General features: G+C 63.5%; 18 protein-coding genes. 7 read left to right on the top strand and 11 right to left on the bottom strand.

All coding sequences use genetic code 11. The annotated features are described in order from the left end of the window. Positions 1 to 29 precede the first annotated feature (29 nt). Both IT350_02685 and IT350_02680 read left to right on the top strand, forming a co-directional pair. Positions 30 to 1,268: a DNA repair exonuclease gene (locus IT350_02685; GenBank protein ID MCC6156931.1), complete on the top strand. Its 1,239-nt coding sequence runs from the start codon at positions 30 to 32 to the stop codon at positions 1,266 to 1,268. Next, positions 1,265 to 4,774 (top strand): AAA family ATPase, encoded by a 3,510-nt coding sequence (locus IT350_02680; protein MCC6156930.1) that lies wholly within the window; start codon positions 1,265 to 1,267, stop codon positions 4,772 to 4,774. Before IT350_02685 ends, IT350_02680 begins: the two co-directional genes overlap by 4 nt. A gap of 35 nt (positions 4,775 to 4,809) precedes the next feature. On the opposite strand, the gene IT350_02675 is transcribed toward IT350_02680, so the two are convergent. Further along, positions 4,810 to 5,172, bottom strand: a complete 363-nt coding sequence (locus IT350_02675; GenBank protein MCC6156929.1) for a cytochrome c3 family protein — start codon at positions 5,170 to 5,172, stop codon at positions 4,810 to 4,812. A gap of 903 nt (positions 5,173 to 6,075) precedes the next feature. Between IT350_02675 and IT350_02670 the strand changes: the two genes are divergently transcribed. Beyond that, on the top strand, positions 6,076 to 6,564 hold the full coding sequence (locus tag IT350_02670; GenBank protein MCC6156928.1) for a hypothetical protein: 489 nt from the start codon (positions 6,076 to 6,078) through the stop codon (positions 6,562 to 6,564). A gap of 120 nt (positions 6,565 to 6,684) precedes the next feature. Here the strand turns inward: IT350_02670 and IT350_02665 are convergent, their stop codons facing one another. Continuing rightward, a complete protein-coding gene (locus IT350_02665; protein MCC6156927.1) occupies positions 6,685 to 7,371 on the bottom strand; it encodes an enoyl-CoA hydratase/isomerase family protein in 687 nt (228 codons plus the stop codon). A gap of 79 nt (positions 7,372 to 7,450) precedes the next feature. Between IT350_02665 and IT350_02660 the strand changes: the two genes are divergently transcribed. Beyond that, positions 7,451 to 7,663: a uracil-DNA glycosylase gene (locus tag IT350_02660; protein MCC6156926.1), complete on the top strand. Its 213-nt coding sequence runs from the start codon at positions 7,451 to 7,453 to the stop codon at positions 7,661 to 7,663. Positions 7,664 to 7,666: 3 nt separating this feature from the next. On the opposite strand, the gene IT350_02655 is transcribed toward IT350_02660, so the two are convergent. The 3 genes from IT350_02655 to IT350_02645 form a co-directional block, all read right to left on the bottom strand. Next, positions 7,667 to 9,787 carry a cellulase family glycosylhydrolase gene (locus IT350_02655; protein MCC6156925.1) on the bottom strand — a complete coding sequence of 707 codons (2,121 nt, stop codon included), beginning with the start codon at positions 9,785 to 9,787 and terminating at the stop codon, positions 7,667 to 7,669. 101 nt (positions 9,788 to 9,888) lie between these two features. Next, positions 9,889 to 11,142 (bottom strand): hypothetical protein, encoded by a 1,254-nt coding sequence (locus IT350_02650; protein ID MCC6156924.1) that lies wholly within the window; start codon positions 11,140 to 11,142, stop codon positions 9,889 to 9,891. A gap of 229 nt (positions 11,143 to 11,371) precedes the next feature. Next, complete coding sequence (locus tag IT350_02645) at positions 11,372 to 11,572, bottom strand: hypothetical protein (protein MCC6156923.1); 201 nt, start codon at positions 11,570 to 11,572, stop codon at positions 11,372 to 11,374. On the opposite strand from IT350_02645, the gene IT350_02640 reads away from it, so the two are divergent. Together IT350_02640 and IT350_02635 are read left to right on the top strand one after the other, a co-directional pair. Further along, complete coding sequence (locus IT350_02640; GenBank protein MCC6156922.1) at positions 11,552 to 14,011, top strand: hypothetical protein; 2,460 nt, start codon at positions 11,552 to 11,554, stop codon at positions 14,009 to 14,011. The two genes, IT350_02645 and IT350_02640, sit on opposite strands and share 21 nt — an antisense overlap. A 282-nt stretch (positions 14,012 to 14,293) precedes the next feature. Then, entirely contained in the window at positions 14,294 to 14,758 is a 465-nt protein-coding gene (locus tag IT350_02635) for a hypothetical protein (protein MCC6156921.1), read from the top strand. 11 nt (positions 14,759 to 14,769) lie between these two features. Here IT350_02635 and gatB read toward each other — a convergent pair whose 3' ends face one another. The 6 genes from gatB to IT350_02605 form a co-directional block, all read right to left on the bottom strand. Continuing rightward, positions 14,770 to 16,203, bottom strand: a complete 1,434-nt coding sequence (gatB, locus tag IT350_02630; protein MCC6156920.1) for an Asp-tRNA(Asn)/Glu-tRNA(Gln) amidotransferase subunit GatB — start codon at positions 16,201 to 16,203, stop codon at positions 14,770 to 14,772. Between the two features lie 37 nt (positions 16,204 to 16,240). Continuing rightward, complete coding sequence (locus tag IT350_02625) at positions 16,241 to 16,933, bottom strand: hypothetical protein (GenBank protein MCC6156919.1); 693 nt, start codon at positions 16,931 to 16,933, stop codon at positions 16,241 to 16,243. 143 nt (positions 16,934 to 17,076) lie between these two features. Continuing rightward, a complete protein-coding gene (locus tag IT350_02620) occupies positions 17,077 to 18,171 on the bottom strand; it encodes an AAA family ATPase (GenBank protein ID MCC6156918.1) in 1,095 nt (364 codons plus the stop codon). A 10-nt stretch (positions 18,172 to 18,181) separates the two neighbouring features. Next, positions 18,182 to 19,678, bottom strand: a complete 1,497-nt coding sequence (gene gatA / locus IT350_02615; GenBank protein ID MCC6156917.1) for an Asp-tRNA(Asn)/Glu-tRNA(Gln) amidotransferase subunit GatA — start codon at positions 19,676 to 19,678, stop codon at positions 18,182 to 18,184. After that, positions 19,675 to 19,977, bottom strand: a complete 303-nt coding sequence (gatC, locus tag IT350_02610) for an Asp-tRNA(Asn)/Glu-tRNA(Gln) amidotransferase subunit GatC (GenBank protein ID MCC6156916.1) — start codon at positions 19,975 to 19,977, stop codon at positions 19,675 to 19,677. Before gatC ends, gatA begins: the two co-directional genes overlap by 4 nt. Positions 19,978 to 20,051: 74 nt before the next feature. Continuing rightward, positions 20,052 to 23,759, bottom strand: a complete 3,708-nt coding sequence (locus tag IT350_02605; protein MCC6156915.1) for a tetratricopeptide repeat protein — start codon at positions 23,757 to 23,759, stop codon at positions 20,052 to 20,054. Between the two features lie 293 nt (positions 23,760 to 24,052). Here IT350_02605 and IT350_02600 point away from each other — a divergent pair, with 293 nt between their 5' ends. After that, positions 24,053 to 25,036 carry an ABC transporter ATP-binding protein gene (locus IT350_02600; protein ID MCC6156914.1) on the top strand — a complete coding sequence of 328 codons (984 nt, stop codon included), beginning with the start codon at positions 24,053 to 24,055 and terminating at the stop codon, positions 25,034 to 25,036. Positions 25,037 to 25,080: the final 44 nt, after the last annotated feature.

Genomic DNA, 25,080 nt, shown 5'->3' with positions numbered 1-25,080 from the left:
TCGGCGTAACCTCCCTCCCGGAAAAACGCATGACGGACTTTTGCTTTATTCACGCGGCGGATATCCATCTCGATTCCCGACTGAAGGGACTCGCCGATTATCCCGGCGCGCCGGTCGAGGCGATGCGCGACGCGACGCGGCGCGCTTTTGACAACCTCGTGCGTTTCGCGATCGAGGCCGACGCGGCGTTCGTCGTCATCGCCGGGGACGTGTACGACGGCGACTGGCGCGACTTCAACACGGGACTGTATTTCGCGCACGGCATGTCGCGCCTTCGCGACGCCGGCGTTCGCGTCGCGCTGATTCAGGGCAACCACGATGCGCAATCGGTCATCACAAAATCCCTGCGCCTGCCGGACAACGTCTCCCGTTTCGCGACGGAACACGCCGAAAGCGTGGTATGGGAAGACCTCGGCGTCGCGATTCACGGGCGCGGCTTCGGCAAGCGGGCCGAGTCGGCGAATATCGTCGCGTCTTATCCCGAGCGCCGTTCCGGTTACGTGAATATCGGCGTGCTTCACACCAGCCTTGCGGGCAGTCCGGATCACGAACCCTACGCGCCTTGCGGCGTCGAAGATCTGATTGCGAAAGGATACGACTACTGGGCGCTGGGTCACGTGCACGCGCGGCGAATCGTGCGCGCCGATCCGTGGATCGTTTACCCCGGCAACACGCAGGGCCGTCACGCCCGTGAAACGGGTGAAAAGGGCGCGATGATGGTGCGCGTGACGGATGGCCGCGTGGCCGAGCCGGAATTCGTCGCTCTCGATGCGGCGCGCTGGGCGCTCGTCGAGGTTGATGCCGCGGGATGCGGAGATGGCGAAACCGCAATCGAACGCGTCGAGGCCGCCGCGGCGGGTTCGATCGACGAAGCCGAGGGACGGCCTGTGGCGCTGCGAATCCGGGTGCGCGGCTCGTGCCCGGCGCATCGGGACATCGTCGCTGACCATGAGCGCTGGACAGCCGAGGCAAGGCAAGCGGTGACGAACGTTTCGCGAAGTCGCGGGTGGGTCGAAAAAGTGGCGTGGGAGACGAGTGCGCCGACGGACGCGAAATCGATCGGGTCGGATTTCGATCTGGAACGCATCGCGGACGACCCCGAATTGGTGGCGGCCGCGATGATCGAAATGCGCAAGGATGACGAGGCGCTGAAAAAGAAACTGCCGCGCGACCTGCACGACCTGTTCGGCGCGGACAACGCGCCCGACGCCGCCGATACGTGCGCGTTGCTCGCGGCGAAGCTCGCGCGGAGCGGAGACGCGCGATGAGATTTCTGGAGCTGCGCCTCGAACGATACGGCCATTTTCAGGATCGCGTTTTGGACCTGTCCGCCACCGCGCGCGGTCTGCACGTGGTCCACGGCGCGAACGAGGCGGGAAAAAGCACGGCGCTTCGCGCGATACTCGCCCTGCTCTATGGATTTCCCAAGCAAACGCCGGACGACTTTCGGTTCGCATACAAGGATCTGCGCGTCGGTGCGCGGATCGAAACAGACGACGGTCGCGCCATCGACATCACGCGGCTCAAGAGGGACAAGAATTCACTCGTGGATGCCGGCGGCGCGCCGATCGACGAGGGCTCGCTACGGGCGCTGCTCGGCGGCGTGAACAGGGACGAATTCGTTCGCATGTTCGGACTCGATCATGACGGGCTGCGCAGAGGCGGGGAGGAATTGCTCAAGGCCGGCGGAGCGCTGGCCGAGAGCCTGTTCGCGGCCGGGCGCGGCGGGGCCGACGTGCGAGGACTCCGCGACGCGCTGATCGCCGAGTCGGAAGCGTTGTTTGGCGCATCGGCGAGAACACGGAAGATCAACGACCTTGTCGCCAGAGCCGACGTGATAAAAAAGGAGGCCGACGAGGCGTTGCTGAATCCATCGGATTATGAAACCCGGTCGCGGCGACTCGAAGATGCGAACGCGAAGGCGAGACGACTGAAAGGGACTCTCGACGAGCGCACCATCGATGTCGACCGGCTGCAACGCCGGATCCAAATACGGCCGAAATTCGACGAGCTTGACGCCACCGAGCGCGAACTCGCCGCGCTCGCCCTCGTTCCCGATCTTCCCGAGTCGTTCGACATGGAACTCACGCAGGCGCGGACCAAGAGAAACAATTTCACCGACGTCGTGCGCAACACCGAAAATACGCTGGACATGACGCGGGCCGAAAAAGACGCGATCCGGGTGGCGCGCGATGTGCTGGCCTGCGCGTCGGCGATCCGCGCGCTTCATCAGGAAGTCGGGTCTTATCAGGCCGCCGCGCGGGATCTGCCCGGTGTGAAGAGCGATCGGCTCATTCGCGGCACAGACGCCGACGCGATTTTGCGCGATCTCGATCCGGCCCTTTCCCGCGACGCCGCCGATGCCACGCTGCGCCTGCCGGTCGCGCGCCGGGCGGAACTCAACGAACTCGTGCTGTCGCATCAGACCATCACGACGCGATATGCCGAAGCGGTCGAACGCGCGCGCCATGCCGAGTCGATGTTGAGTCTTCAAAAAGCCGAAAGGGCGGCGATGCCCGCCGCTCGCGATCCGCGGTCTCTGGCCGAACTCTGCGATGATCTCGCACGGACCGGCGATCCGCAAAAAACCGCCAACGAAGCCGAAATCGCCGCTGCACGCGCCCGGGCGGATCTCGGTCGCGAGACGGCCGCATTGCCGCTGTGGACACGCGGCGCGGACGAAATCGAACAAACGCCGATCCCGGCGCGCGCGACGGTGACGCGATTCGAACGCGAAATCGTTGCGATCGAGCAGGCGCAACGCGAGTTGGACGAGCGTAGCCGCCGCCTGGACAGCGCGGCGCAGGAGCGCGACGAGCGGGGGCGCGAACTGGCGCGCGAAAGCGAAGTGCCCACCGAGGCGGCCCTGATCGCCGCCCGCCAACATCGCGATCAGGGTTGGAAACTGGTTCGCGACGCCTGGCTGGGTGGCGCGAACGACACCAATACCTGGGCCGCTTACGACAGCGGGCGCGATCCGGCCGCCGCCTTCGAGCACGCCATGCGTGAGGCGGACGAAGCCGCCGACCGGCTGCGCGGCGACTCGACGCGGGTCGCCGAGGCGGTGCGACTCGAATTGGAAGCCGCGCGGGACGAAATGGCGCGCGCCGAGTGCGTCGAAGCCCAAAACGATTGGCGCGTTCGCCGCGACACGTTTGAGCACGATTGGAACGCCGAGTGGCGGGACGCCGCCGTGACGCCGAAATCGCCGTCCGAGATGCGCGAATGGCTCGACGCCTTCAGCGCGGTTCGCGAGAAAGCCCGCGTTGCGCGGGAATCGGTCGAACGGGCGCAAACCACGAGACGCGAGGCCGACGAATGGCGCGCCCGGCTGTCACGCGCGCTCGAGGCGTGTGGGGAACAGACGGCGGCCGGCGAGACGCTCGCGGCGCTCCATGCCGCCGCGAAGCGGATCATTGGAGACGAGCGGCGCCTGGATCAGAAACGCGCGATCGCCGATGCCGCCCGGCAGTCCCGCGAACTGGAACTGGCCGAGGCATCGGGTCGTTTCGAACAGGTGCGTAATGAGCGGACGCGATGGGCCGACCTATGGCGCTTGGCTGTCGCCGATTTGCCGATGACCGGCGACGCGGCTCCCGCGCAGGCGGCGGAGGTGCTCAAGAAGCTCGACGAATATTTCGGGTACGAAAAAGAGATTCGCGGCCTCGACGCGCGTATCGCAAAGATGACCGCGCATATCGAAGACGTTCGGCGGCGAGCGCGGGAGCTGAGCGAAGTGTCGGGAATCGCGCCCGCGCAGACCGACGCGGCGGATCTCATCGAAGAGTTGCACGGGCGGCTTCAGCGGGCGATGACGGACAACGAGCGCCTCCGGGATCTGGAGATGCGCGAAGTCCAGGACGAAAAGGCTCTTCATGCAGCGAAAACCGGGCTCCAAGCGGCGCTCGCCGAAATCGACGCGCTGCGAATGCGGGCGAAATGCGACACGGCCGACGAGATCGAAGACATCGCCCGGTTTGCCGCGCGAAAGCGCGTGCTCGCCGAAAAGTGCGACGGCCTGCGATCCGACCTGACACGCGAGGCCCGCGGCGCGGATCTGGAAACCTTGCGCGGCGAAATTACTCAGGGCGACGAACCCTCCGAACTCGATCTCGACATCGCGCAGCGCGAACTGGATGACCTGCGCCGGGAATATGACGAACTCCGGGACGAAATCGCCGCCGCGCGCGCGGATCTTCGCGACGAGGCGCCCGCGTCGCGAGCGGCCCAGTTGCTCGACGAGCGGGAACGCGTGCTCGCCGAACTGCGCGATGCGGTCGCACGCTGGCGGCGTCTGCGTTTCGCGACGCATTTGCTCGCCGCGCGGATCGAATCCCTCGGCGATCGTTCGCAAAATCCGGTGCTGGCCCGGGCGGGGGAATTGTTCCAAAAGCTCACGCACGGTTCGTTCGAAAAACTCGGCGCCAACTACAGCGACGACCCGCCGACGATCGCGGGTTTTCGCCCGACGTCACGCGATCCGGTTCCAGTCCCCGCCATGAGCGACGGCGCGCGCGACCAGCTCTGGCTCGCGCTGCGTCTCGCGTGGATCGAGCGGCGCGCGGTCGATGGTCTCGCGTTGCCCGTCATCGCGGACGACCTGCTCGTGCAGTTCGACGAGAATCGCGCGACGGCGGCGCTCGAATCGCTGGCGCAGTTGTCCGATCACACGCAGGTGCTTCTCTTCACGCACCATCGGCACACGTCGGATCTCGTCCGCGCACTGAACGAGGAAACACGCTCGCGCGTTTTCGAACACGAACTCGGCGGGTGATGTTGCTCGAACGCGGTCCGTGCGTTGACGGAGGCTCACACGCCCGGACGCACGTGGCAGGTCATGCAGTCCTTCGGATAGATCGGACCCGTGCCCGGCGCGTGACACTTGATGCACTCGTGAAACGCCTGGCGTCCGCCGGGGATGCCCGCCTTCGCGGGCTCGGTGTGACACGTCATGCACTTCGAGCCGGTGCCCGGCGCGTCCTTGTGATGGCAGATCCGGCAATTGCCCTGCGCGCGTTCCACATGCGCGGTGTGATTGAAGATCGCCGGCTTCTTCCCCGTGAGCGAGAGAATCTGCACGCCCGCGGGACCGGTCGAAGCCCCCTGCGTGAAATGATGCGCGCCGAGCACAACGACCAGTGCGGCAACGAAGATCGCGAGATACCGTGTCATTCATTCCCCCTCACGAAGACCGGCATACGCTGCCCGACTCGCGGCGGGACGCCGATCCAACTCGCGGAACGTTAGCACACTCTTCGATCGAATCCCAAGACCACGGGACATACGGATGTGGAGATGGGGGGGCGGCGCAACGTGGCGACATCCGGGCACGACGAATTGCGACAGGTGCGTTGATTCATCGTCGCGATTGACCTATGGATCGGTGAATCCATCAACGCGGGTCAAAAAGCGGTTTCGTCAGCCCGCGTCGAATTCCGCAGATGGAAACCAAGGGATTTCTCAGACAATCGTCATGGGAAGGACGCGAAGACTTCGCCGGTGGGCGATGACGCTGGAATGAGCGGCAAAAGACGTACGCAGGCCTTTGCGCAACGTGGTCGACTGTTACGTTTTCCAGCCGGATTCCAAGGTATCCCAATCGTGACCGATCAAGCAGAGAGGAGCTGGAAGGCGGCGAGGGCACGAAGCCAACTCGGAAAAGTCGAAAAAATTCGACCTGGGCGTCCTCCCGAAGCATCCGGTTTTTAGGCTCTTTTTGGAAAAGCGATCAGAAATTTTCAAAGTTCGCCGATTCTGAAAAGGCTGAACTTTGGGAATTTTTAACCGTTTTTCTCGATAAGCCTCTCGGGAATTCGTTCATTTTTCTGTGATGCCCATGGAGAAAAGACGTGAAAGTGCCTGAAAAAGCGCGGAAATTCGTGTGCGTGAACGAACCTTGCGGATTCACTCGCCGGGGACACGAATTCCAAAAATCGGGCACATTTTGGGCTGATGGCCTTTTCGCCGACGGACGCACGGAAAAGTTTCGCGTAACAGATTTTCCATTGACGCCAAAGTGGGATGTTGTTATACGTCGGTCATGTCCAACCCGAAATTCCACTGGGGGTAATTCCAATGTCCTCGACCACCGAGATTATCGCCACTGTCCGCCGCGAACTCGACGAACTCCAACGCAAGATCGACGAGATCAACGGGAAGAAAGCTGAACTCGACAAGGAAATCTTTCAGGTGCGCGAAGACATGAAGCGCCGCGAAGACCTGCTCCTCGTCTGGGAAGGCAAGGCCGACGTGAAGCCGATGATTCAGCGCCGCACCCGCGGTCGCGCTCGTCGCGGCGGATTCACGATGAACAACCTCATCCTCGAGATCATGGAGCAGTACGGTCGCCCGATGTCCGCGCATGAGATTCTCGACGAACTCTCCAAGCGCAGCGCGGCCGGTTCCTCCAAGAGCCCGATTTCGTCGGTGCGCAACGCGCTGCAGATTCTCAAGAAGCGCAATCAGATCCTGAATCCGGCGTACGGCGTTGTGTGCCTGCCCGGTCATGAGAGCGCCGTGTCGAGCGCGCCCAAGGTCATTCGCCGCGCGAAGGGCGACGCCTGATCCGACGACCAGTTCCCGAACCGTACCGCGGTTCGAGATTGGCCCTGCCGCATACGGCCGCTCCGCTTCGGGGCGGCCGTTCTTCATGAATCGCGCGCCGTCCGGTCGCGCGAGATCTCATCACTTTCGCCGTAGCCCGAGCAGCGTCTGCGCGAGTCGGGCCAGCGCGGAGCCGGCGGGCGCGGCGAACGAGAGCGCCATCGTCTCCTTGGCAAGTGCGATCGCGTCGCCGTCCTTTTCCGCAATCGACGCCGCAAGCGCGAGCACGCGCGTATCGAGATCCTCGGGAGCGCAGACGTCGTTCGCGAGTCCCCACGCGAGCGCCGTGTCCGCATCCACGCGTCGGCCCGTGAGGATCATCTCCTTCGCGCGACCGAGGCCCACGAGCGCCGCGAGACGGTGCGAGCCCCCGGCGGCGGGGATCAAACCGAGCCCTGTTTCCGGCAGCGCGAAGAACGCATCTTGAGACGCCACACGCAGGTCGCACGCGATGGCCAACTCGCACCCGCCCCCCACCGCCGCGCCGTTCACCGCCGCGATCGTCGCCTTCGGAAACGCCGCGATGGCCGCGAAGAGCCGCGCGCTGGGAAGATCGAGGACCGAAAGCGGATCGCGCGCGCGCAGCGCGTCGAGATCGGCCCCCGCGCAAAAATGCCGATCGCCCGCGCCGCGAATGACGATGACCGACACCGCGGGTTCGACAAGAGCCGACGCGAGCGCGTTTGCGATACCCGCGAGCATGGCGTCATCGTAGGCGTTTGCGTGCTCCGGGCGGCGCATCGTGATCACGAGCGCGGCGCCGTTCATGTGCGTTTCGACGTTTGGGAACATCCGCCGACCTTTCTCGACGTTCGGATTCCATCGCTGCCGTGGTATAACCTTGGCCATGCCGCCGGAGCAAATCAACTGCCGCCGATGCCGGCACTATGCCGTGACGTGGGATCCCGCATGCCCACACGGCTGCCGCGCGTTCGGCTTCAAATCCGTGCAGATTCCCAGCGTCCAGGTCTTCGCGAACTCGGGCATGCCGTGCACGATGTTCGAGCCGAAGGACAGAACCCCCGACAAGCCGTCGAAGAAGAAGCCGATCGTGGCGTGAGCCCTATCGCTCCAGCACTTCGTTCCCGCGGAAGAAATAATCCCAATCGCCGGGATCGCCCTGCGCGTAAGGCGGATTGATCGTGATGGTGTGGACCGCGCCGGGGTCGTCGGCGGCGACGTGCCAATACAGTACGAAGCGTTCGGGATCGTACTCGCAGCGACCGTCCGACACCTTCACGTAGAAGCCGTCGGTGTACTGTAGCGGCGGCACGAAAATCTCGGTGGGCGCGTCGGTCTCCTTGCCCGCCATCTCCATGTGGAATTCGAGATAAGGCGTCTGTTCGCCGGGGCGCGGCTCGAAGTAGTGCACCGGCGAGTGGAAGTACATCGAGAGCAGACGCCCGGCGGTGGCGCGCGGAACCGTTCGCGAATACGCCTGCCACGAGCGCGGCTCGCCGTCGGGGCCGAGCACCGAAAAGTCCTCGCGGTTCCAGCCGTCGCCGTTCTCCGCGGTGTTTTCGGGCGAATAGCACCACACGGTGCGGTGCACGAGCATTTCGTCGTACGCCTCGTAATACGGATTGAGCACGAGCGTCGAGATGTGGTAGTCGTTCGCCATCGACTCATCGATGCCGCCGAAGTTGAAGTAGGTGCCGAACTCACCCATCAACACCGGCGGATTGCCGAGCGAAAACGTCGCGGGTTCGATCGCCTCCGCGATGGGGTCGCGGTAGTCGCGCAGCCATTTTTCCTCGGGTGTGAACTCGCGCGGCGGTGCGTTGACGCCCAGATGCGGGTAGATGTCCGTGTAGTAGTGCGGCGCGTACACCATCTGGTCGAAACCCTCGGGGCGCGTCATCGGCTCGGCCCACTGCCCGCCGATACCCCGGTCCATCGCCCCCAGCGCCTGCTCGATGAACATGATCGCGTCGGGGTCCTCTTCCAGAATCGCGCCGCCCACCTTCTCGTAGAACGGTTGTAGGTGCGTCTTGTTGAAGTTCGAATTGATGGCGAGCGCCGCGTCGAGCTCCGGCCGCCACGGATCGAACGCGCGGTCGGGCGCGAACCCCTGCGCCTCGATCTCGTCCACGCTCGCCGGCAGTCCGATGTCCGACATGAACACCTCGCGCATCAGGTCGGCCTGCCCCGCGCCGAGGCCGTTTTCGACGAGCCCGTCGAGAAACTCATTCACGATCTCCATCGCGCGCTCGTTCCCGATCTTGCCGCCGGCGGACTTGGCCTCGCGATAGAGCAGCGCCTGAATCGGCAGCCGGATGAAAAGCCCCGCGGGCTCGTTCATGAGGTCATAGCCCAGCACGTTCGGCGAATCCTTAACGCGCATCGCGATCTGCCGCCACGCGTTGGCGTAGCTGTCCTGCAGGTAGTCCTCGACGTTTTTCCCTTCGATCGTATGGTGCGGATACACCTCGCGCCCGGCGAGCATCGCCGCGAAGCAGCGGTTCACGTCGAGCGAGATGAAGATGTTGACGCCCCAAAGCTGGAAGGGGATGACGTCCGACACCGTGCGCGGGCTGGAGCCGAGCCAGAACGGCAGACCCCACTCCGGGCCGCCGACGAATTTCTCGGGCAGGCACGTCTTCACCGCCCACGCGGGCGCGCCGTCGCCGCCCACGCGGTTGTTGAGACCGTATTCCCCGGCGAGCGCGATTTCCTTTTCGTCGTAGAGATTCATCTCGTCGCCGCCGTCGTCGAAGAGCGCGACGAGGTGGCGCGAGAAAAAGTCCTGGTGCATGTCGAGGAAAACGTAGAGCCCATTCTCGCCGGCGAGACGCACCACCTTTTCCACATAGTCGAGGTAATCCTCGTCGTACTCGCCGCTCGCGTAGGGCTCGACGCCCTCCCAGATCACGAGAAAACGGATCGTGTTGAAGCCGAGCTTTCGCATGATGGCGAAGTGGTGTTCGGCGTCGGCGAGGTCGAAAGGCTTGCCCACGTAGGTGACGGGGTCCGTGCCCGCAGGGAACTTGGTGCTGCCCGACAGGTTCGCGCCGTGCAGGAAGACGTAGCGGTTCGCGTCGTCGCGCAAATAGCTCTGATCGACGCGCACTTGGCCGAGCGGCCGGTCGCGCCCGTCTTCGAAATCGTAGTGGTCGTCGCACGCACTCGTCGCGACGCACACGAACACCGCCGCCGCGATCCAAAACCGCCAACACGCCCACATGATGTATCTCCCGGAATCGGCGCGAATTCCCACGCGCCCGACGACGCCAATTTCTCACGCGCATCGGGATTTGTCATGCCCCCGTCGTCCGCACGCCCGCGTCACCAGAAACCCGGCTTGTGCGGGTCGGTCACGAGGGCATAGCGCCACGCGTCGATCGCATGGTCGTCCTGCTTCACGGGCTCTTCACGCGCACCATCGTCGTCGCGCCACCGGTATTGCGGGATTTCCGACAGAAGCTGAACGCACCCCGCGTGCACGCGCAGCAGCGGCCCGCCGGGGCGATCGGGGTGCAGCAGCGTGCAGATGCGCGCGATGCCCGAGGCCACGTCGTTTTTCGCGGCGCGCGCCGGCAATCCCGCGCCGCGCAGCGCGCGGATGTACTCCGGCCGCGCGGGATCGCACGCGAAGGCCGACGGGCGCCACCGCTCGGCGAGTTCACGCGCGATCGCAACCCACGTGCGTCCATCCCCTACCACTGGCAAGCCGCGTTCGTAGCGCTCGTCGAGCGTCCACCAGCACCCGTCGCCGTCGCGGGCGACCACGATCATCGCGCCGGGGTTTCGGAATCCCCAGTCCACGCCTACGCGCACCTCGTCGAACCGCGACGGCGCGTCGGCGTCCGCAAACACGTGCGCGCGGCGATCGAAGCCCTCGAAGACTTGGCCGATGAAGGCATCGAACGACGCGAGATACTCGCGCTCGAAATACCGCGCGGGCAATTCGCGGCGAGCGCGCTCGACCTCGGCGGCCAGGTGCGGCAGCGCGGTGTTTTCCGCGGTGGTGAAATGCGCGCGGCCGTAGTCGGGTAACGCCAGTGCGTCGCCCGGATCGCCGCGCCGCCAGATCTCGCGAAAGAACCAGTTGCGCGAGAGCGGCGTGGTCGAAAAAAGTCCCCAGCCGAGCCGGTCCGACAGTCGCATGCGCAGTTGCCCGGTCCACGCGCGCTCATCCACGCGGGCGGCCTCGTCGATCCACAATCCGTCGAGGCCGACGCCCACGAGCCGCTCGGGCACGTGCGCGCTCTTGAACTCGACGGAGATGTCCCCCGCCAGCTCGATGCGCCGGTCGGTGCGGTGGACGTTGCGCACGATCACGGCGACCGGACCCGCGAGCGCGCTCATCACCTCGCGCCACTGCACCTCGCCCAGATCGTGCGTGGGCGCGACGGCCCAGTAGAGCAGCGATCCCGACTTGGCCCAACGGTCGGCGTATACGCGTCGCAGGAACTCGCGCGCCGCGCCGTACGTCTTGCCCGAACGCACCCCGGCGCACAGCGCGACGAAGCGCGTGCCCGCGCGGTGCAGCCGCTTTTGGCCGTCGTGGGGGTGGTAGTTTGCGAAGAGGTGGAGCACGGAATGGGTTGTTGGTTGTTGGATGTTGGTTATCGGTCGTTGGCCGTTGGTTGTTCGTCGTTTGTCGTCGTTCGTTCGCCGGTGGTCGTATGCCGACTCTTGTCACCCTGAGCGCAGCGAAGGATCTTCCTTCTCCACCGCAGATTCTTCGCTTCGCTCAGAATGACATACCCCACCTGAGCCGACATCCGCCCGCTTGAATCGACATCCGCACGGTCGTCGACTCCCGCTATTCTTCAGTACCCGGAATCGCGATGTTGACGACGATCACGTCCTCGCCGCGGTCGCGCGCGGCGGCGATGCCTTTTTGCACGCGCTCCAGCAGCTTGGTGATCTCGTCGAGATCGGTGTCGGGAAATTCGCCCGCGAGCATCTCGGCGATCCGCCCGCGCACGGCTTCCCACATGGCATGAAAGGTTTCTTCGGTCATTGGTGGGTCTTTGGTCGTTGGTCGTTGGTCGACCCGGAGTCCGTCATGTGGAACAGCCGCCCTCGGCTGTTCATATCTGTAAAAGCCGCCGTCGAGTGCGCCCGCACCTGCCCTGTCGTCGCAAGGCGAAACGCGCTCCCTCACCCTTCGCCGGATGAACGGGTGTCGGCGGCGAAATGCGTCGAGGTACGTCACGACGCGCCGGGAGGCGTTACGACGTGCCGAGTTTCTCTTGCGAACGGATTTCTGCTATCAACGCGTCACACGAGAGGGCATTCCATGGCCGACGCACATCGAGAAGAAGTATTGAACGTCTTTGCGGCGATGGCGCTCATAGAACTCGGCGTGTCGGCCGACCCGGAAACGTCTCATCTGATCCGCACGGCGCAGGGTCAACGACGCGCACTCCCCGACGTCATGATCGTCGAGCATGGGCTGCGTCATGTCATCGAGGGCAAGATCGCCGATCAGGGGAACGCCAAGGACGTAGTTTTCGCACAAGCGCGAGAGCGAATCGAAACCTTGCACGCGCACATCGGCGTCGCTCTCGTCTACCCCACGAGGCTTCGACGGGTTTCTTTTGATCGGCTGCTCGACGGGATGAAAAGCGAGCAGTCACTGGAATGGATCATATCGACCGAAGCCGGTTCATCGGACTGGTCGAAGGGCAGCCTCAGTGATTTGGTCGAAGGCCTCCGGCGCACCCACGCCGTCCTCGCCCAGGAGGATGTCGTCGAGTCGGCCGTCGAATTGCTCCGCTTCTCGATGCAGCCGCTCGTCGCGGCGATACGGACGAATCCGGTCGGATGCCGTCGATGCGCACGAGTGCTTGGAATCATCACCGAGGAAGAGTATGCGTCGAGCGATCCACTCGACGGCCTGAAAGCGGACTCATCCGCACAGATCGCCGCGCTCACCGTCGCGAACGCCGTCACGTTTCATTCGTTGCTGTCGGGCGCAAATCCCCGTGTGGCGTCGCTTGCCGCGATATTCGAGGACGCCAGTCCCATTCTGCGATTGTGCGACGAGTGGAAATCGATCATGGACGCGATCAACTACGTTCCGATTTTTGACGTGGCGCGCAGGATTCTTCAGAGCGCTCCGGTGATGCGGGACGTGGACGATGCGGTGAAAACTCTCTACACGCGAGCGGACGGCGTAGTCAGGAATCGGGCCGCCCTGCGTCACGACCTCGTGGGGCGTATCTTCCACCTTCTGCTGCTTTCCGCAAAACACCTCGGGACGTTCTATACGTCAGTGCCTGCAGCGACGTTGCTGCTCAAGTTGGCGCTGCAGCCCCGGTTGTGGCCAGCCGTGAACTGGGCCGATCCTGAAGTGATCCGGTCATTTCGCGTCGCCGATCTAGCCTGCGGTACGGGAACGCTTCTCATGGCGGCGTTGCAAGCCGCGTCCGACAATTTCGTGACGGAAAAATTCCGGAAGAATGAACGCGTCGATCCGGCGGATCGGAGGGCGTTTCACCGGGCGATGGTGGAAGACGTCCTCCATGGGTATGACGTGCTGGCGAGCGCTGTCCACCTGACCGCGTCCACCTTGGCCACGCTGGACCCGGAAGTCCCGTTCCGGACGATGAACCTGATGAGCCTCCCTCACGGCCGAACATCCGAGGGACAATACGCGCTGGGCAGTCTCGGATTCCTGAAGGAAACAACACTCGGCGTGCAACTCGATCTGATGAGGCCGGTGGAGAAGGCGGGCGACGCGGCACGCGTCACGGGATCGGGAGAACGACGAACCCAGGCGACGCTCCCGGAGATCGACCTGTTCGTCATGAATCCTCCTTTTGTGCGAAGGGTCGGCGGCAATCTACTGTTCGGCTCGTTGTCCGAAACGGAACGATCCGAAATGCAGAAACGCCTCGCCAAGATGCTGAAGGCCGAAGCGGACTCCACTCAATCTGATTGGGCGAGCACCACGGCCGGTCTCGGGTCCGTATTTTTGGCTGTTGCCGCGAAACGTCTGAAGTCTGAAGGTCGGCTCGCGTTCGTGCTTCCCGCCTCTCTCGCAACCGGGGTGGCATGGGAAAAGTCGAGATCCATGCTGTCTGACCACTTCATTCTGGAATACGTTGTCAGCAGTCACGATCCCGAGAAATGGAGTTTTTCCGAGAGCACGGACCTGAGCGAAATCCTGATCGTCGCCCGCCGGCGCGCCAACGGCGAGAACCACGGACCGAGAACGGGTTTCGTCAACCTCTGGAAAAACATGACGTCGCCTATCGAGGCGCTCACGATTGCCGGAATCGTTGGTGACCCAGCGCCCGCGCAGTTCGAGGATGACCACGCGATTTCGTCGATCCGACTCGGTGACCGGAAGGCCGGAGAAGCCGTGTCGGTTCCCTGGAACGAGATCCGCGACTCCGGTTGGTATCCGGCGACCTTCGCCCAAGTCGATGTCAGTCGTGCCGCGCGGAATTGAAAGACAGGTGTCGTTTTCATTCCCGGCACTGCGGAAAAGAAGGAAGTCCCCTGCGAAACTCTTGGCAAGATTGTTCACCTCGGTCCGGACCGTCGGGATATTCACGACGGGTTCACGTTTTCTAAGGACCCCACGCCGTACCCAGCTTTTTGGAGTCACAAATCGGATCGCGTTTTAACGATCAGCCAGATTCCCAACGGATATCTGGAACCTCTCGTCCATCCCAAGGAGAACCGCCCGAAACGACCGGTCGCTCTTCTTTGGCCGAAAGCCGCGAAGTTGATGCTCGCCGAAAGACTCCGGCTCAACGCAAATCGAACCGTCGCATGCCTGCTCCCCGTCGAGGCACTCTCAAATACCTGGTGGCCGGCGAAGGCGGTCTCCCACGATATCGAACAGTTACTTGCCCTGTGGCTGAACAGCAGCATCGGAATTCTCTCGTTACTTTCGATTCGAACGATGACGGAGGGTCCATGGGTCGAGTTGCGAAAGCCTTCCCTTTCATCCCTGCCCGTTCCGAATTTCGGTAAGCTGAAAAAACGGCAGCGCGAGAGCCTGCTGGACCTTTATGATCGGGTCAGCCGGGAAACCCTGCTTCCGATTTCGGAGATGGCCGATGATCCGGTGCGAGCGAAAATCGATCGCGGCATCGCGGCGGCTTTTGAACTTCCGTCCTTGGATCCGTTGCGAAGCGCTATCGGGCGCGAACCAACAGTCTGCGGAAAGCCGCTCTATGCTGATAAATAGACCGCGGGTGATCAGCCGCCGAGTTTTTTCGCCAGAAGGTCGTGCGTGATCTGGGGATGAGCCTGGCCGCGGCTGGCCTTCATGACCTGGCCGACGAAAAATCCCATGACGGCGGTTTTGCCCGAGCGGAACTGTTCGACCTGTTTGGGATTCGCGGCGATGATCTCGTCCACGATCTTCTCGATCGCGGCCACGTCGCTGATCTGCGAAACGCCCATCGACTCGACGATCTTCGCCGGGCTGTCCTTCGTGTCGAACATCGCGGCGAACACGTCCTTGGCGATCTTGCCCGTGATTTTTTCCGACGCGATGAGCGTGAGCAATTCGCGCAGGCGCGGCGCGTCGATGGGGTTCTTCGCCAGTTCCAACCCGCGCTGGTTGAGCGCGCCGAGCAGTTCGGACGACACCCAGTTGGCCGCGGTCTTGGGCGATATGCCCTCGCCCAGAACCGACTCGTAATACGCGGACAGCTCGTCGTCCGCGGTCAGAACCTCGGCGTCGTAAATCGACAGCGTGTAGTCGCGCTCAAAACGCACGCGCTTTTCCCACGGCAATTCTGGCAACTCGGCGCGCGCCGCGTCGATCATGGCGGGCTCGACGATCAGCGGATGCAGATCGGGATCGGGGAAGTAGCGATAATCGTGCGCCTCTTCCTTGCCGCGCATCGAATAGGTGCGGCCCTTCTCGGCGTCGTACAGGCGCGTTTCCTGCACCACGACCTCGCCGTGCTGCAACAGATCCCATTGGCGCGCGGCCTCGTATTCCAGCGCGCGCTGGATGTACCGGAAGCTGTTGATGTTTTTCAGTTCGGCGCGCGTGCCGAATGGATGATCGGGCGTGGGACGCACCGAAATATTGGCGTCGCAGCGAAACGAGCCTTCCTCCATATTGCCGTCGGAAACGCCGAGCGTGCGCACGAGTTGGCGAATGGTTTTCAGATACGCCACCGCCTCGTCGCTCGTGCGGAAATCGGGCTCGGAAACGATTTCGAGCAGCGGCACGCCGGTGCGGTTGTAGTCGAGCAGCGATCCGCCGCCGCCGTGCATCGACTTGCCCGCGTCTTCCTCGATGTGAATGCGCGTGATGCCGAAGCGCCGCTCCGCGCCGTCCACGATTACGGGCAACCAGCCGTGCTCGCAGATCGGCTTGTCGTACTGGCTGATCTGATAGCCCTTGGGCAGGTCGGGATAAAAATAGTTTTTGCGCGCGAAAACCGATTCGCGATTCACGGAGCAGTGCGTGGCGAGGCCGAGCAGCACGGCCATCTCGGCGACGCGGCGGTTGAGCACGGGCAGCATGCCGGGCATGCCCATGCACACGGGGCAGACCTGCGTGTTCGCGTCGTGGCCGAAGTCGGTCGGGCACGAACAGAACGCCTTGGTCTTCGTGAAAAGCTGAACGTGGACCTCGAGGCCGATGACGATGTCGTAGGGGCGCGCGTTCATGCGGAGACCTCGGAAGTGGACCTGCGGTACGTTTTCTTCATGCGAGTCCTACCCTCCTCACGAGGGAATCGTGGAGAAGCGCCAAATCCGAAGGAATGCGGTTCGCGGCTCGCTGGCTATCCGCAATGGCCCGCGCCAAGTCGATGTCTTCTTGCACCGACGTTCCCTCTCGCGCCCGCGCGGCGGTTTGCGTGACGTATCCACGCACGGTCCTAAAGATTTCTTTACCGGGAAAGTCTCGATTCCAAATTTGGTTCTCCAATTGCTGCCTTCGTAATGTGTGTGCGACATTCAAATATGGATTGAGATTCGCGACGACCTCGTGCGCACGCAATTCCAGGTCGCGAAGCCACGGCTGGCTTCCAATGTACGTCGTCGCGGCAGCCAAATCGGGAATGGTGCCGAATGTCGGATTCTCGAAATATTCGCCGATCATTTCACCGCGGCACCTCGCAAGGACATCGCGGCATGCGAGCCACGCGGGCATGGCTTCGGCGCACTGAATGGCTCTGCTTCGGACCTCGTCCTCACTTCTATTCGCGTAATTCGCGCGGCAATCCGCGATCAGCTCGAAATCGAGCAGGTAGTTCTCGATCTCGAACACCGGGAGACGATAAACGGTCAGGTCTCCCGGTGGATTCGCCCATCGGTCGAAATTGTCTGTTCCAAAGTCGCGATCGACGATCCCAAATACCCAGCCATCGTGTGTGTCGCGCACGATTCCCCGCACGGCGTTGCTTCCGCCGGCGAATCGACACGTGATGTCCTTGTCTTCCCACAGCGCCGTGGGATACGCACGCGTCAGCTCGTCTTCGACCCAAACGACGACTACCGAACGGGCGATTTCCGCAGACAGGTGACTGTGCGTCGGCATCAGTCGCGACCGCCTTCGCTGAGCGCACGTGAATTGCGAAGACGAACGCGCGGGTCATTTTCGTCGAGAAGAACGAATCGCTGGTAGTATTCGACGGCATCGAGCACGTCGGGGGAGTGCGTCGCGCAGATGATCTGCGTGTCGGGGAGAACCTCGCGCAGCGCACGAAGAATCGCTCGATGCCAAGTCGGGTGCAGGTGCAGTTCCGGCTCGTCGATGAACAATAATTTCGGCTTGTTCTTTACAATCGCGAAAGTGCCCAACATACATAATATTTCAATCTCTCCCGAACTCAATTTATCTACAGAGACTATTTTTTTATTCAAATCATCAACTATAAATAAGTCGAAGTTCATCCTTCTCACATCGTTTAGCTGTTGATCGTCTATGTGCCGTGAATCAACGGGCCTAGCTTCAAATTTGATTTTAGAATGTGGATAAAAATAACTCCAAGCCAAAGCCAAGGATTCAAAAACAGGATCATTCTTTGGCGAATTATCATTTCGCCGAAACCCTCTAAGTGCTGTAACGTCGATACAATACGATTTCAATATTTTTAATCTCACATTTTCTTCCGTGACAAAAGATTCGAGATTCCCAGCGATCGCTACAGGTAATCCACCGGCCAAAACCTGCTGCCTTGACGATGAAAAATACTCTACAGAATCTTTCAACTTTTTCTGCATTTCAGATGCATTTTGCCTCTCTTTGGCGAAGCTCCACACGGCAGATATCGAGTCTTCACTGAAAACATCGGCCCCGTTTTGCAACTTTGACATCACGAGATCTTCAAGAGAAATTGATCGAAGTGTATTTTTTAATTTGAACTTTTTATCAGATCCAGCATCAATGTCAATTATAATCTCGGCATTTTCGGATTTGAGGCCTATATTGAATGAATTTCCTTCTTTTCCATGAGGAAGTGCTTGATATTCGCATGACAATAGGCACGCCTCCAGCACGCTCGTTTTCCCGCAGCCGTTCGGGCCTGCTAGGACGACGAGATCGAGCGGCTTTCCAGCCGGGTCGACGAAATCCAGCGCCAGATGATCGATCCCGCGAAAATTCGTGATCTCGACACGTTCGATTTTCATCGCCGCCTCCTCAGGTTCCCGCGAGTTTAGCATGGTTCGGCACGATGCGCGGCGGCAGCGCCTTTTCCATCGCGTCGCCGAAACGCAGCATCGTGGCCTCGTCCATCGGACGGCCGATGATCTGCAATCCCACGGGCAGGCCCGCGTCGTCCGCGCCGCACGGAATCGACATGCCCGGCAGGCCCGCGAGATTCACGGGGATGTTCAGGATGTCGGACAGGTACATGCGCAGCGGATCGTCGGCGCGCTCGCCGATTTTGAACGCCGTCTCGGGCGCGGTGGGCGAGACGATGAGATCCACGTGTTCGAACGCGCGCGAAAAATCCTCGCGGATCAGCGTGCGCACCTGGCACGCGCGACCGTAGTAAGCGTCGTAGTATCCCGACGAAAGCGCGAACACGCCGAGCATGATGCGGCGGCGCACCTCCGGACCGAAGCCCGCTGTGCGCGATTTCGTATACATCTCGAGCAGGTCAGTCGCAGGCGCGCGGAGCCCGTAACGCACGCCGTCGTAGCGCGCGAGGTTGCTGGAACACTCCGCGGGTGCGACCAGGTAATACGTCGCCACCGCGTAGCGCGTGTGCGGCAGATCGATATCCACGATCTCGGCGCCGAGTTTTTTCGCCGTGTCGATCGCGGCGCACACGGCGTGTTCCACATCGGGCGCGAGGCCCTCGCCGAAATATTCGCGCGGCACGCCGAGGCGTAGCCCCCGGATGTCGCCGGTGAGCGCCGTCGTGAAGTCGGGCACCGCGTCGGGCAGGCTCGTCGAATCCTTTTCGTCGTGGCCGCAGATCGCGCCGAGCATGAGCGCCGCATCCTCGACGGTTCTCGTCATCGGGCCGACCTGATCGAGGCTCGACGCGTAGGCCACCACGCCCCAGCGCGACACGCGCCCATACGTGGGTTTGATGCCCACGATGCCGCAGTGCGACGCGGGCTGGCGGATCGAGCCGCCCGTGTCGGTGCCGAGCGCCGCGAGCACCGCGGACGACGCCACCGCCGCCGCGCTGCCCGACGACGATCCGCCCGGCACGCGCGTGACGTCGTGCGGATTGCGCGTCGGGCCGAAGTGGCTGTTCTCGCCCGACGATCCCATCGCGAATTCGTCCTGATTCAGCTTGCCGACGCTGATCGCGCCGGCCCCGTGGTTGGCGCAGCACAGCTTCTTCACGCACGTCGCCGAATAGGGCGGCACGAAGTTTTCGAGGATCGCGCTCGCCGCGCTCGTGCGCACGCCCTTGGTGCACAGGATGTCCTTGAGGCCGATCGGCAGGCCGAGCAGCGCGGGCAATTCGCCGCCTCGCGCACGACGCGCATCCGCATCCGCGGCCTTGGCGCGGGCTTGATCGAAGGTGCGCGTGATGAACAGATTGAGTTTCGGGTCCAGGCGTTCGGCCCGCGCGACGCACGCATCGACCAACTCCACGCTGGTCGCATCCTTGTTGTCGAGCATCGCCTTCGCCCCCGCGAGGGTGAGGCGATCGAGCTGCGCTTCGAGGCTCATGTCGCGCCGCCCCCTTCGATCACGCGCGGCACGACGACGAAATTGCCCTGGCGTTTCGGCGCGCCCGCGAGCGCCTCGTCCACGGTCAGGCCGGGGCGCGCCGCGTCGTCGCGCAACGGCAGCGGCATGGGGCGGCCATGCGCGGTGGCGGCGATGCCCGCGACGTCGAGTTCCTTGAGCTGCTCGACGTATTCGATCACCTCGCGCATGTGGCGCGTGAGTTCAGGAATGTCGAGCCCGTCGGGATCGAGCCGCGCGAGCGCGGCGACATTTCGGATCAGTGTTTCGTCAACGTTCATGTTTGGGTCTTTGGTCGCCTGTCCGCCGTAGCCTTGGCGAAGGCGGATTGGTTGTTGGTCTTCGGTTGGCGGAATCAGCCCTTGAGCTTTTCCACCGAGGTTTTTGCCTGCGCCGACTCGGGCGCGTCGGGGCGGAGCTTAATGAATTTCTCGTAATTTTCCAGCGCCGCCGCGCTTTGGCCCTTGGCCTCGTACGCCGCGCCGAGCCCGAAATACGCGTCGGCCGACCCCTGCGCCTTGGCGTCGGTGAACGCTTCGATCGCCGCGTCGGGCGATTTCATGTCGAGGTAGATCCAACCGGTCTCCATCAGCGCCTCGACGTTGCCCGGCTGAAGTTTGAGCGCCTTTTCGAGTTGGCCGAGCGCCGGGTGGTATCCGCCGCCGCGCCGCATCGCACGTGCCTTGGCGAGCAGATACGCGAACGCCTTGCGTTTTTCGGCGTCGCTCGCGAGCTCCTTGTCATCGCCATAGACGAGCTGGTCGCCGCCGCCCTTCATGCGACCGCGATACATCTCGACCGCCGACTTCGCCTCGGGATTGTTCGGGCTCGCGTGCAGCGCCGCCGCCGCCGCGTCGTAAGCCGATTTCCAATCGCGGCGATTTTCGAAGAGCTGCGCGAGACGCGTGTGCGCTTCGAAGCTGCCCCGGTCGCGGGCCGTCGCCGCGCGCAGCGATTCGAGTTGGCGCTCCTCGTCTTTTTGCGCGCCGTAGATCCGCGCGAGCAGCACGTAGCCTTCGGCGACCTGCCGGTCGAGCTCAGGCCCCTGCGGCTGCGCGGTTCCGTCTTCGGGGACGTGCGTCGCACGCAGGGCGAGCTTGGTCGCGCCGTTGAAGTCCTCGCGCGCGAAGCGGCAAAGCCCGAGCGCGAGGAAGCCGGCGCGGGATTGGGCGGTTTCGGGCGCGAGATTTTCCGCCTCGACGCACCCCTGCTCGATCAGGTCGCGGTTTTGCGCGACCAGGCCGTCCTCGACCCGGTGCCATACCAGTCGCGCCCGCGCGTCGTTCAAACTCGGGTCCGTGGCGAGCGCCTGGCCGAAGAGATCCACCGCCTTCTCCCGATCGATGGGAATGCCGGTGCGTTCGAGCGACCGCGCGACGGCGAAGTCCTCAAGCGCCTCGACCGTCGGATCGGTGACGCGTTCGGGCGCGGGCGGCGTTCCCGGCGGCGCGGCTTCGCGCGGGCGAAAGACGAGCGCCGCGGCGACGATGATCGCGATCGCGATGAAGGTTCCGATCAGTAGACGGCGCGGGGTGATGCGCCGGACGAGCTCGGGCACACCCGTGTCGAGGCGCGCCGCCCCGGACGGCTCCACCCGCACGACCTCGGGCTCGAACACGAGCGGCGACGGAGCGCGCGTTTCGTGCGGTACCGCCCAGTGAGCATGGGCCGGCGAGATGATGCGTTCGATCGCTCCACGATCGTCGACGAGGTCCGGCATCGACGCGGGTTCCCCGAGCGCCGGAATCGCGGGGCCGGTCAGGGTGTCCGGCGTCTCGTCGTCCTCGTCGAGCACGACCTCCTGAAACTCGTCGCCCGGTTCGGGTTCGGGTTCGGGTTCGGGGATGGAGATGAATTCCGGCTCGGGTTCAAGCTCCGGCTCTTCTTCGAACTTGGGAATGGGCTCGGGTTCCGGCTCGTCATGTGGCACAGCCGCCCCCGGCTGTGCGTGCTCCGGCTCGGGCTCGGGTTCGGTCTCGGGTTCTGGCTCCGGCTCGGCCGCCGGCTCGGCCACCAGCTCTTCCTCAATCTCGACAATCGGCACGCACGGCATGGCGGGTGCGCCGGGGAAATCCTCGGGAACGGAAACTTCCGGGGCCGCTAAGACGGCGGCATCCGGCTCGATTTCCGGCGGCGCCTCAGCGTCGGTCTCGGGTTCCGGCACTGCTTCGACGTCGAACCCGCCATGTGGCACAGCCGCCCCCGGCTGTGCGTGCTCCGGCTCGGGTTCCGTCTCCGGTGCGGGAGCAAGTTCCGACTCGGGCTCGAGTTCAGGTTCAGATTCCGATTCAGGTTCTTCTGAAATCAGCACAGCCGAGGGCGGCTGTGCCACATGATCTGACTCGGGTTCGAGTTCGGGTTCGGGCTCCGGCTCCACGTCCGTCGGCGGCGCGACGGGATGCGCGTCGTGTTCGTGCGCCGCGTGAACGAAGTCATGCGCCTGCTTCCACAGCGAAGGCCGTTCCACCTCGTCCAGCACCTGCTCGACGTAGTCGTCCGGCGCTTCTTCGGCGGGCAGTTCCGCCGGGAAAGCAGGCGGCTCGCGCGGCACAGCAGTCATCGGCGGCGCGAGATCAGATCCCGTTTCCGTTTCGGGCTCGGGTTCAGGCTCGAGCACAGCCGAGGGCGGCTGTGCCACATGTTCATACTTGGGTTCGAGTTCCGCCTCTGAGCGTTCGACCACTTCGACCGGCGCTTCTTCGCGTCCCGTTCCGAACAGCTTTTGCCACAACGTCGGAGGCTTTTCGGATGGCTCGACCGTCAGTGATGGGCGGACATCCGCAGGTACCTCGATCTTGAGGTCGATTCGCGTTGACCCCGGCTTCGCGCGAAGCGCGTCGTGCGAAGGCTGGAGCGCGGGCGAGGAAATGGGAATCGGCTCGGGCTCGGGTTCAGGCTTAGCCTCAGGCTCGGGTTCGAGCTCGGGCTCGGGTTCGAGCTCGGGATCGGGTTCTGGCTCAGGTTCAGGCTCAGGCTCGTCATGTGGCACAGCCGCCCCCGGCTGTGCGTTCTCCAACTCAGCTTCCGGCTCCGGCGCGGGCTCAGGCTCGGGTTCGAGCTCGGGATCGGGTTCTGGCTCAGGTTCAGGCTCAGGCTCAGGCTCGGGTTCGAGCTCGGGCTCGGGTTCTGGCTCAGGTTCAGGCTCAGGCTCAGCCTCAGGCTCGTCATGTGGCACGGCCGCCCCCGGCTGTGCGTTCTCCAACTCAGCTTCCGGCTCCGGCGCGGGCTCGGGTTCGGGCTCGGGTTCGGGTTCAGGCTCGGGCGCAGGCTCGGTTACTTCCCCAACGCGGGACGTCTCGACCCAGCCCGCATCGTAATCCGGAGGCGGCGGAACGGGCTCTTCCTCTTCTCGGTCTTCGCGAACGCGACCGAAGAGCTTCTTCCACAGCGACGGCTTCTCGGGCGTTTCGATCGAGACGACCGGACTGCCGGACGAGTGAACCTCGATCTTCAGTTCCGCACGCGAGGATTCCAGTTTCGCGGGCTCGGGCTCGGGTTCGGGTTCGGACTCAACCTCGGGTAACACATGTGGCACAGCCGCCCTCGGCTGTGCGAGTTCCGCCTCGTTCTCAGTTTCGACTTCCGTGGCCCGACCGCCCTCGGTCGGGGCGAAGGACGGCTCCACGGCATCGATCGCAGGCGAGGGCGCCCGCGCCACATTCTCATGAAGCTCCGGTTCGGGCTCCGGCTCAGGTTCGGGCTCGAGTTCGGGTTCGGGTTCGGGTTCCGGCTCGGATTCATGCACAGCCGGGGGCGGCTGTGCCACATGCTCAAGCTCCGGCTCAGTCTCCGGCTCGGGTGTCGACTCGGGCTCAGGTTGGGGTTCGGGTTCCGGCTCGGGTTCACGCACAGCCGGGGGCGGCTGTGCCACATGCTCAAGCTCGGGTTCGGGCTCGGGCTCGGGGGTCGGTTGGAAGTCGACCGAAAATATTGTCGTCTTGTGTTCGGGGAAAAAGCGCGTGACGGTTTTGCACGCGGGGCACCGCACCGGGAGCCCCTCGTCACGCACCTTGTGGTCCGGGATGTAGAAACGCCGGTCACAGACCGGGCATGCGCCCCGCATCGACGCTCCGCCGCGCGTTGTTTCAAAAGCGCCCCGAAACTAGCACACGGCCCCGAAAGCGATCAAGGACGGAAACGGACGTTACGTCACCGGGCATCGAGGCGCGCCGCGAAACGCTCGACACCGGCGGTGCCGAGCAAGACTCGATGGCCCTCGTCACGGTTTCGCGCGAAACCTGACAATTGCTTTACGGCGTGGAAGACCGGAGACGTCCCGTCCTTGACACTCGCAAAAGGCGAACCTTAGATTCGCACGCCTGACTGAAGTTCCCTGCACGGTTCGCGAGGATTTCCATGCCGCCGGCGATTCACTCCCGCAATCTTGTGCGGGTGTTCAAAAAGAAGGGCAAGGAGCCGCATACGGCCCTCGCCGGCGTCGACATCGAGGTCCGGTCCGGCGAGATCTTTGGGTTCCTCGGCCCGAACGGCGCGGGCAAAACCACGCTCATCAAGATCCTTTGCACGCTGCTGTACCCCACAAGCGGCGAGGCATTCGTCGACGGCCACAACGTCGTCACCGAGACCGCGAAGGTCCGACGCCTCATCAACATGGTCTCCGGCGGCGAGACCAGCGGCTACGGCATCCTGAACGTCGAGGAAAACATCTGGATGTTTTCCCAGTTTTGGGGCGTGCCGGGCGACGTGGCCCGGGCGCGCATCAAACGCTACCTGGAACAGTTCGGCATGACGGCGGACACCCGCACCAAGGTGTCGAAGCTCTCAACGGGCATGCGTCAGAAGATGAATATCATTCGCGGCTTCGTCACCGATCCCAAGATCTTCTTTCTCGACGAACCGACCCTGGGCCTCGATGTGCACATCGCCCGCGAAGTACGCGACACGATTCGCGCCTGGACCGCAGACCACCGCGAGAAGACTGTTTTCCTGACCACGCATTACATGGCCGAGGCCGAGGCATTGTGCGACCGTATCGCGATCATCGACCGGGGCAAGATCGTCGTTTGCGATACGCCCGCCAACCTGCGCCGCCAGCTCGGCGATGGAGCGGTGTACCGGCTTCAGCTCGCGCCCCTGCCCGCGCGGCCCGAGATCATCGGCGGGGTCGACGGCGTTGAGAAACCCTACCTGCACGGCGTGGACGAGGCCGCCGGCTGGTGGGAGGTGCGCTTCGGGCTGCGTTCCGACGAAATGATCCTTGGCGTGCTCCAGGCGGCGCGAGACAAGGGACTGCGCGTCGAGAGCTTCGGCAAGACCGAGCCCGGCCTCGAGGATCTCTTCCTCAAAATCGTCGGCCGCAGGCTGGAATCCGCGGAATAGACGCTCCCTGCTGATTGTCAAAGACCGTTCGCGACGCGTCCACG

It is taken from the genome of Deltaproteobacteria bacterium, from assembly GCA_020845895.1.
GTDB lineage: Bacteria > Lernaellota > Lernaellaia > JACKCT01 > JACKCT01 > JADLEX01.
Note: the sequence above shows the minus strand (reverse complement) of the source record. Positions and strands in the feature narration are given on the sequence as shown.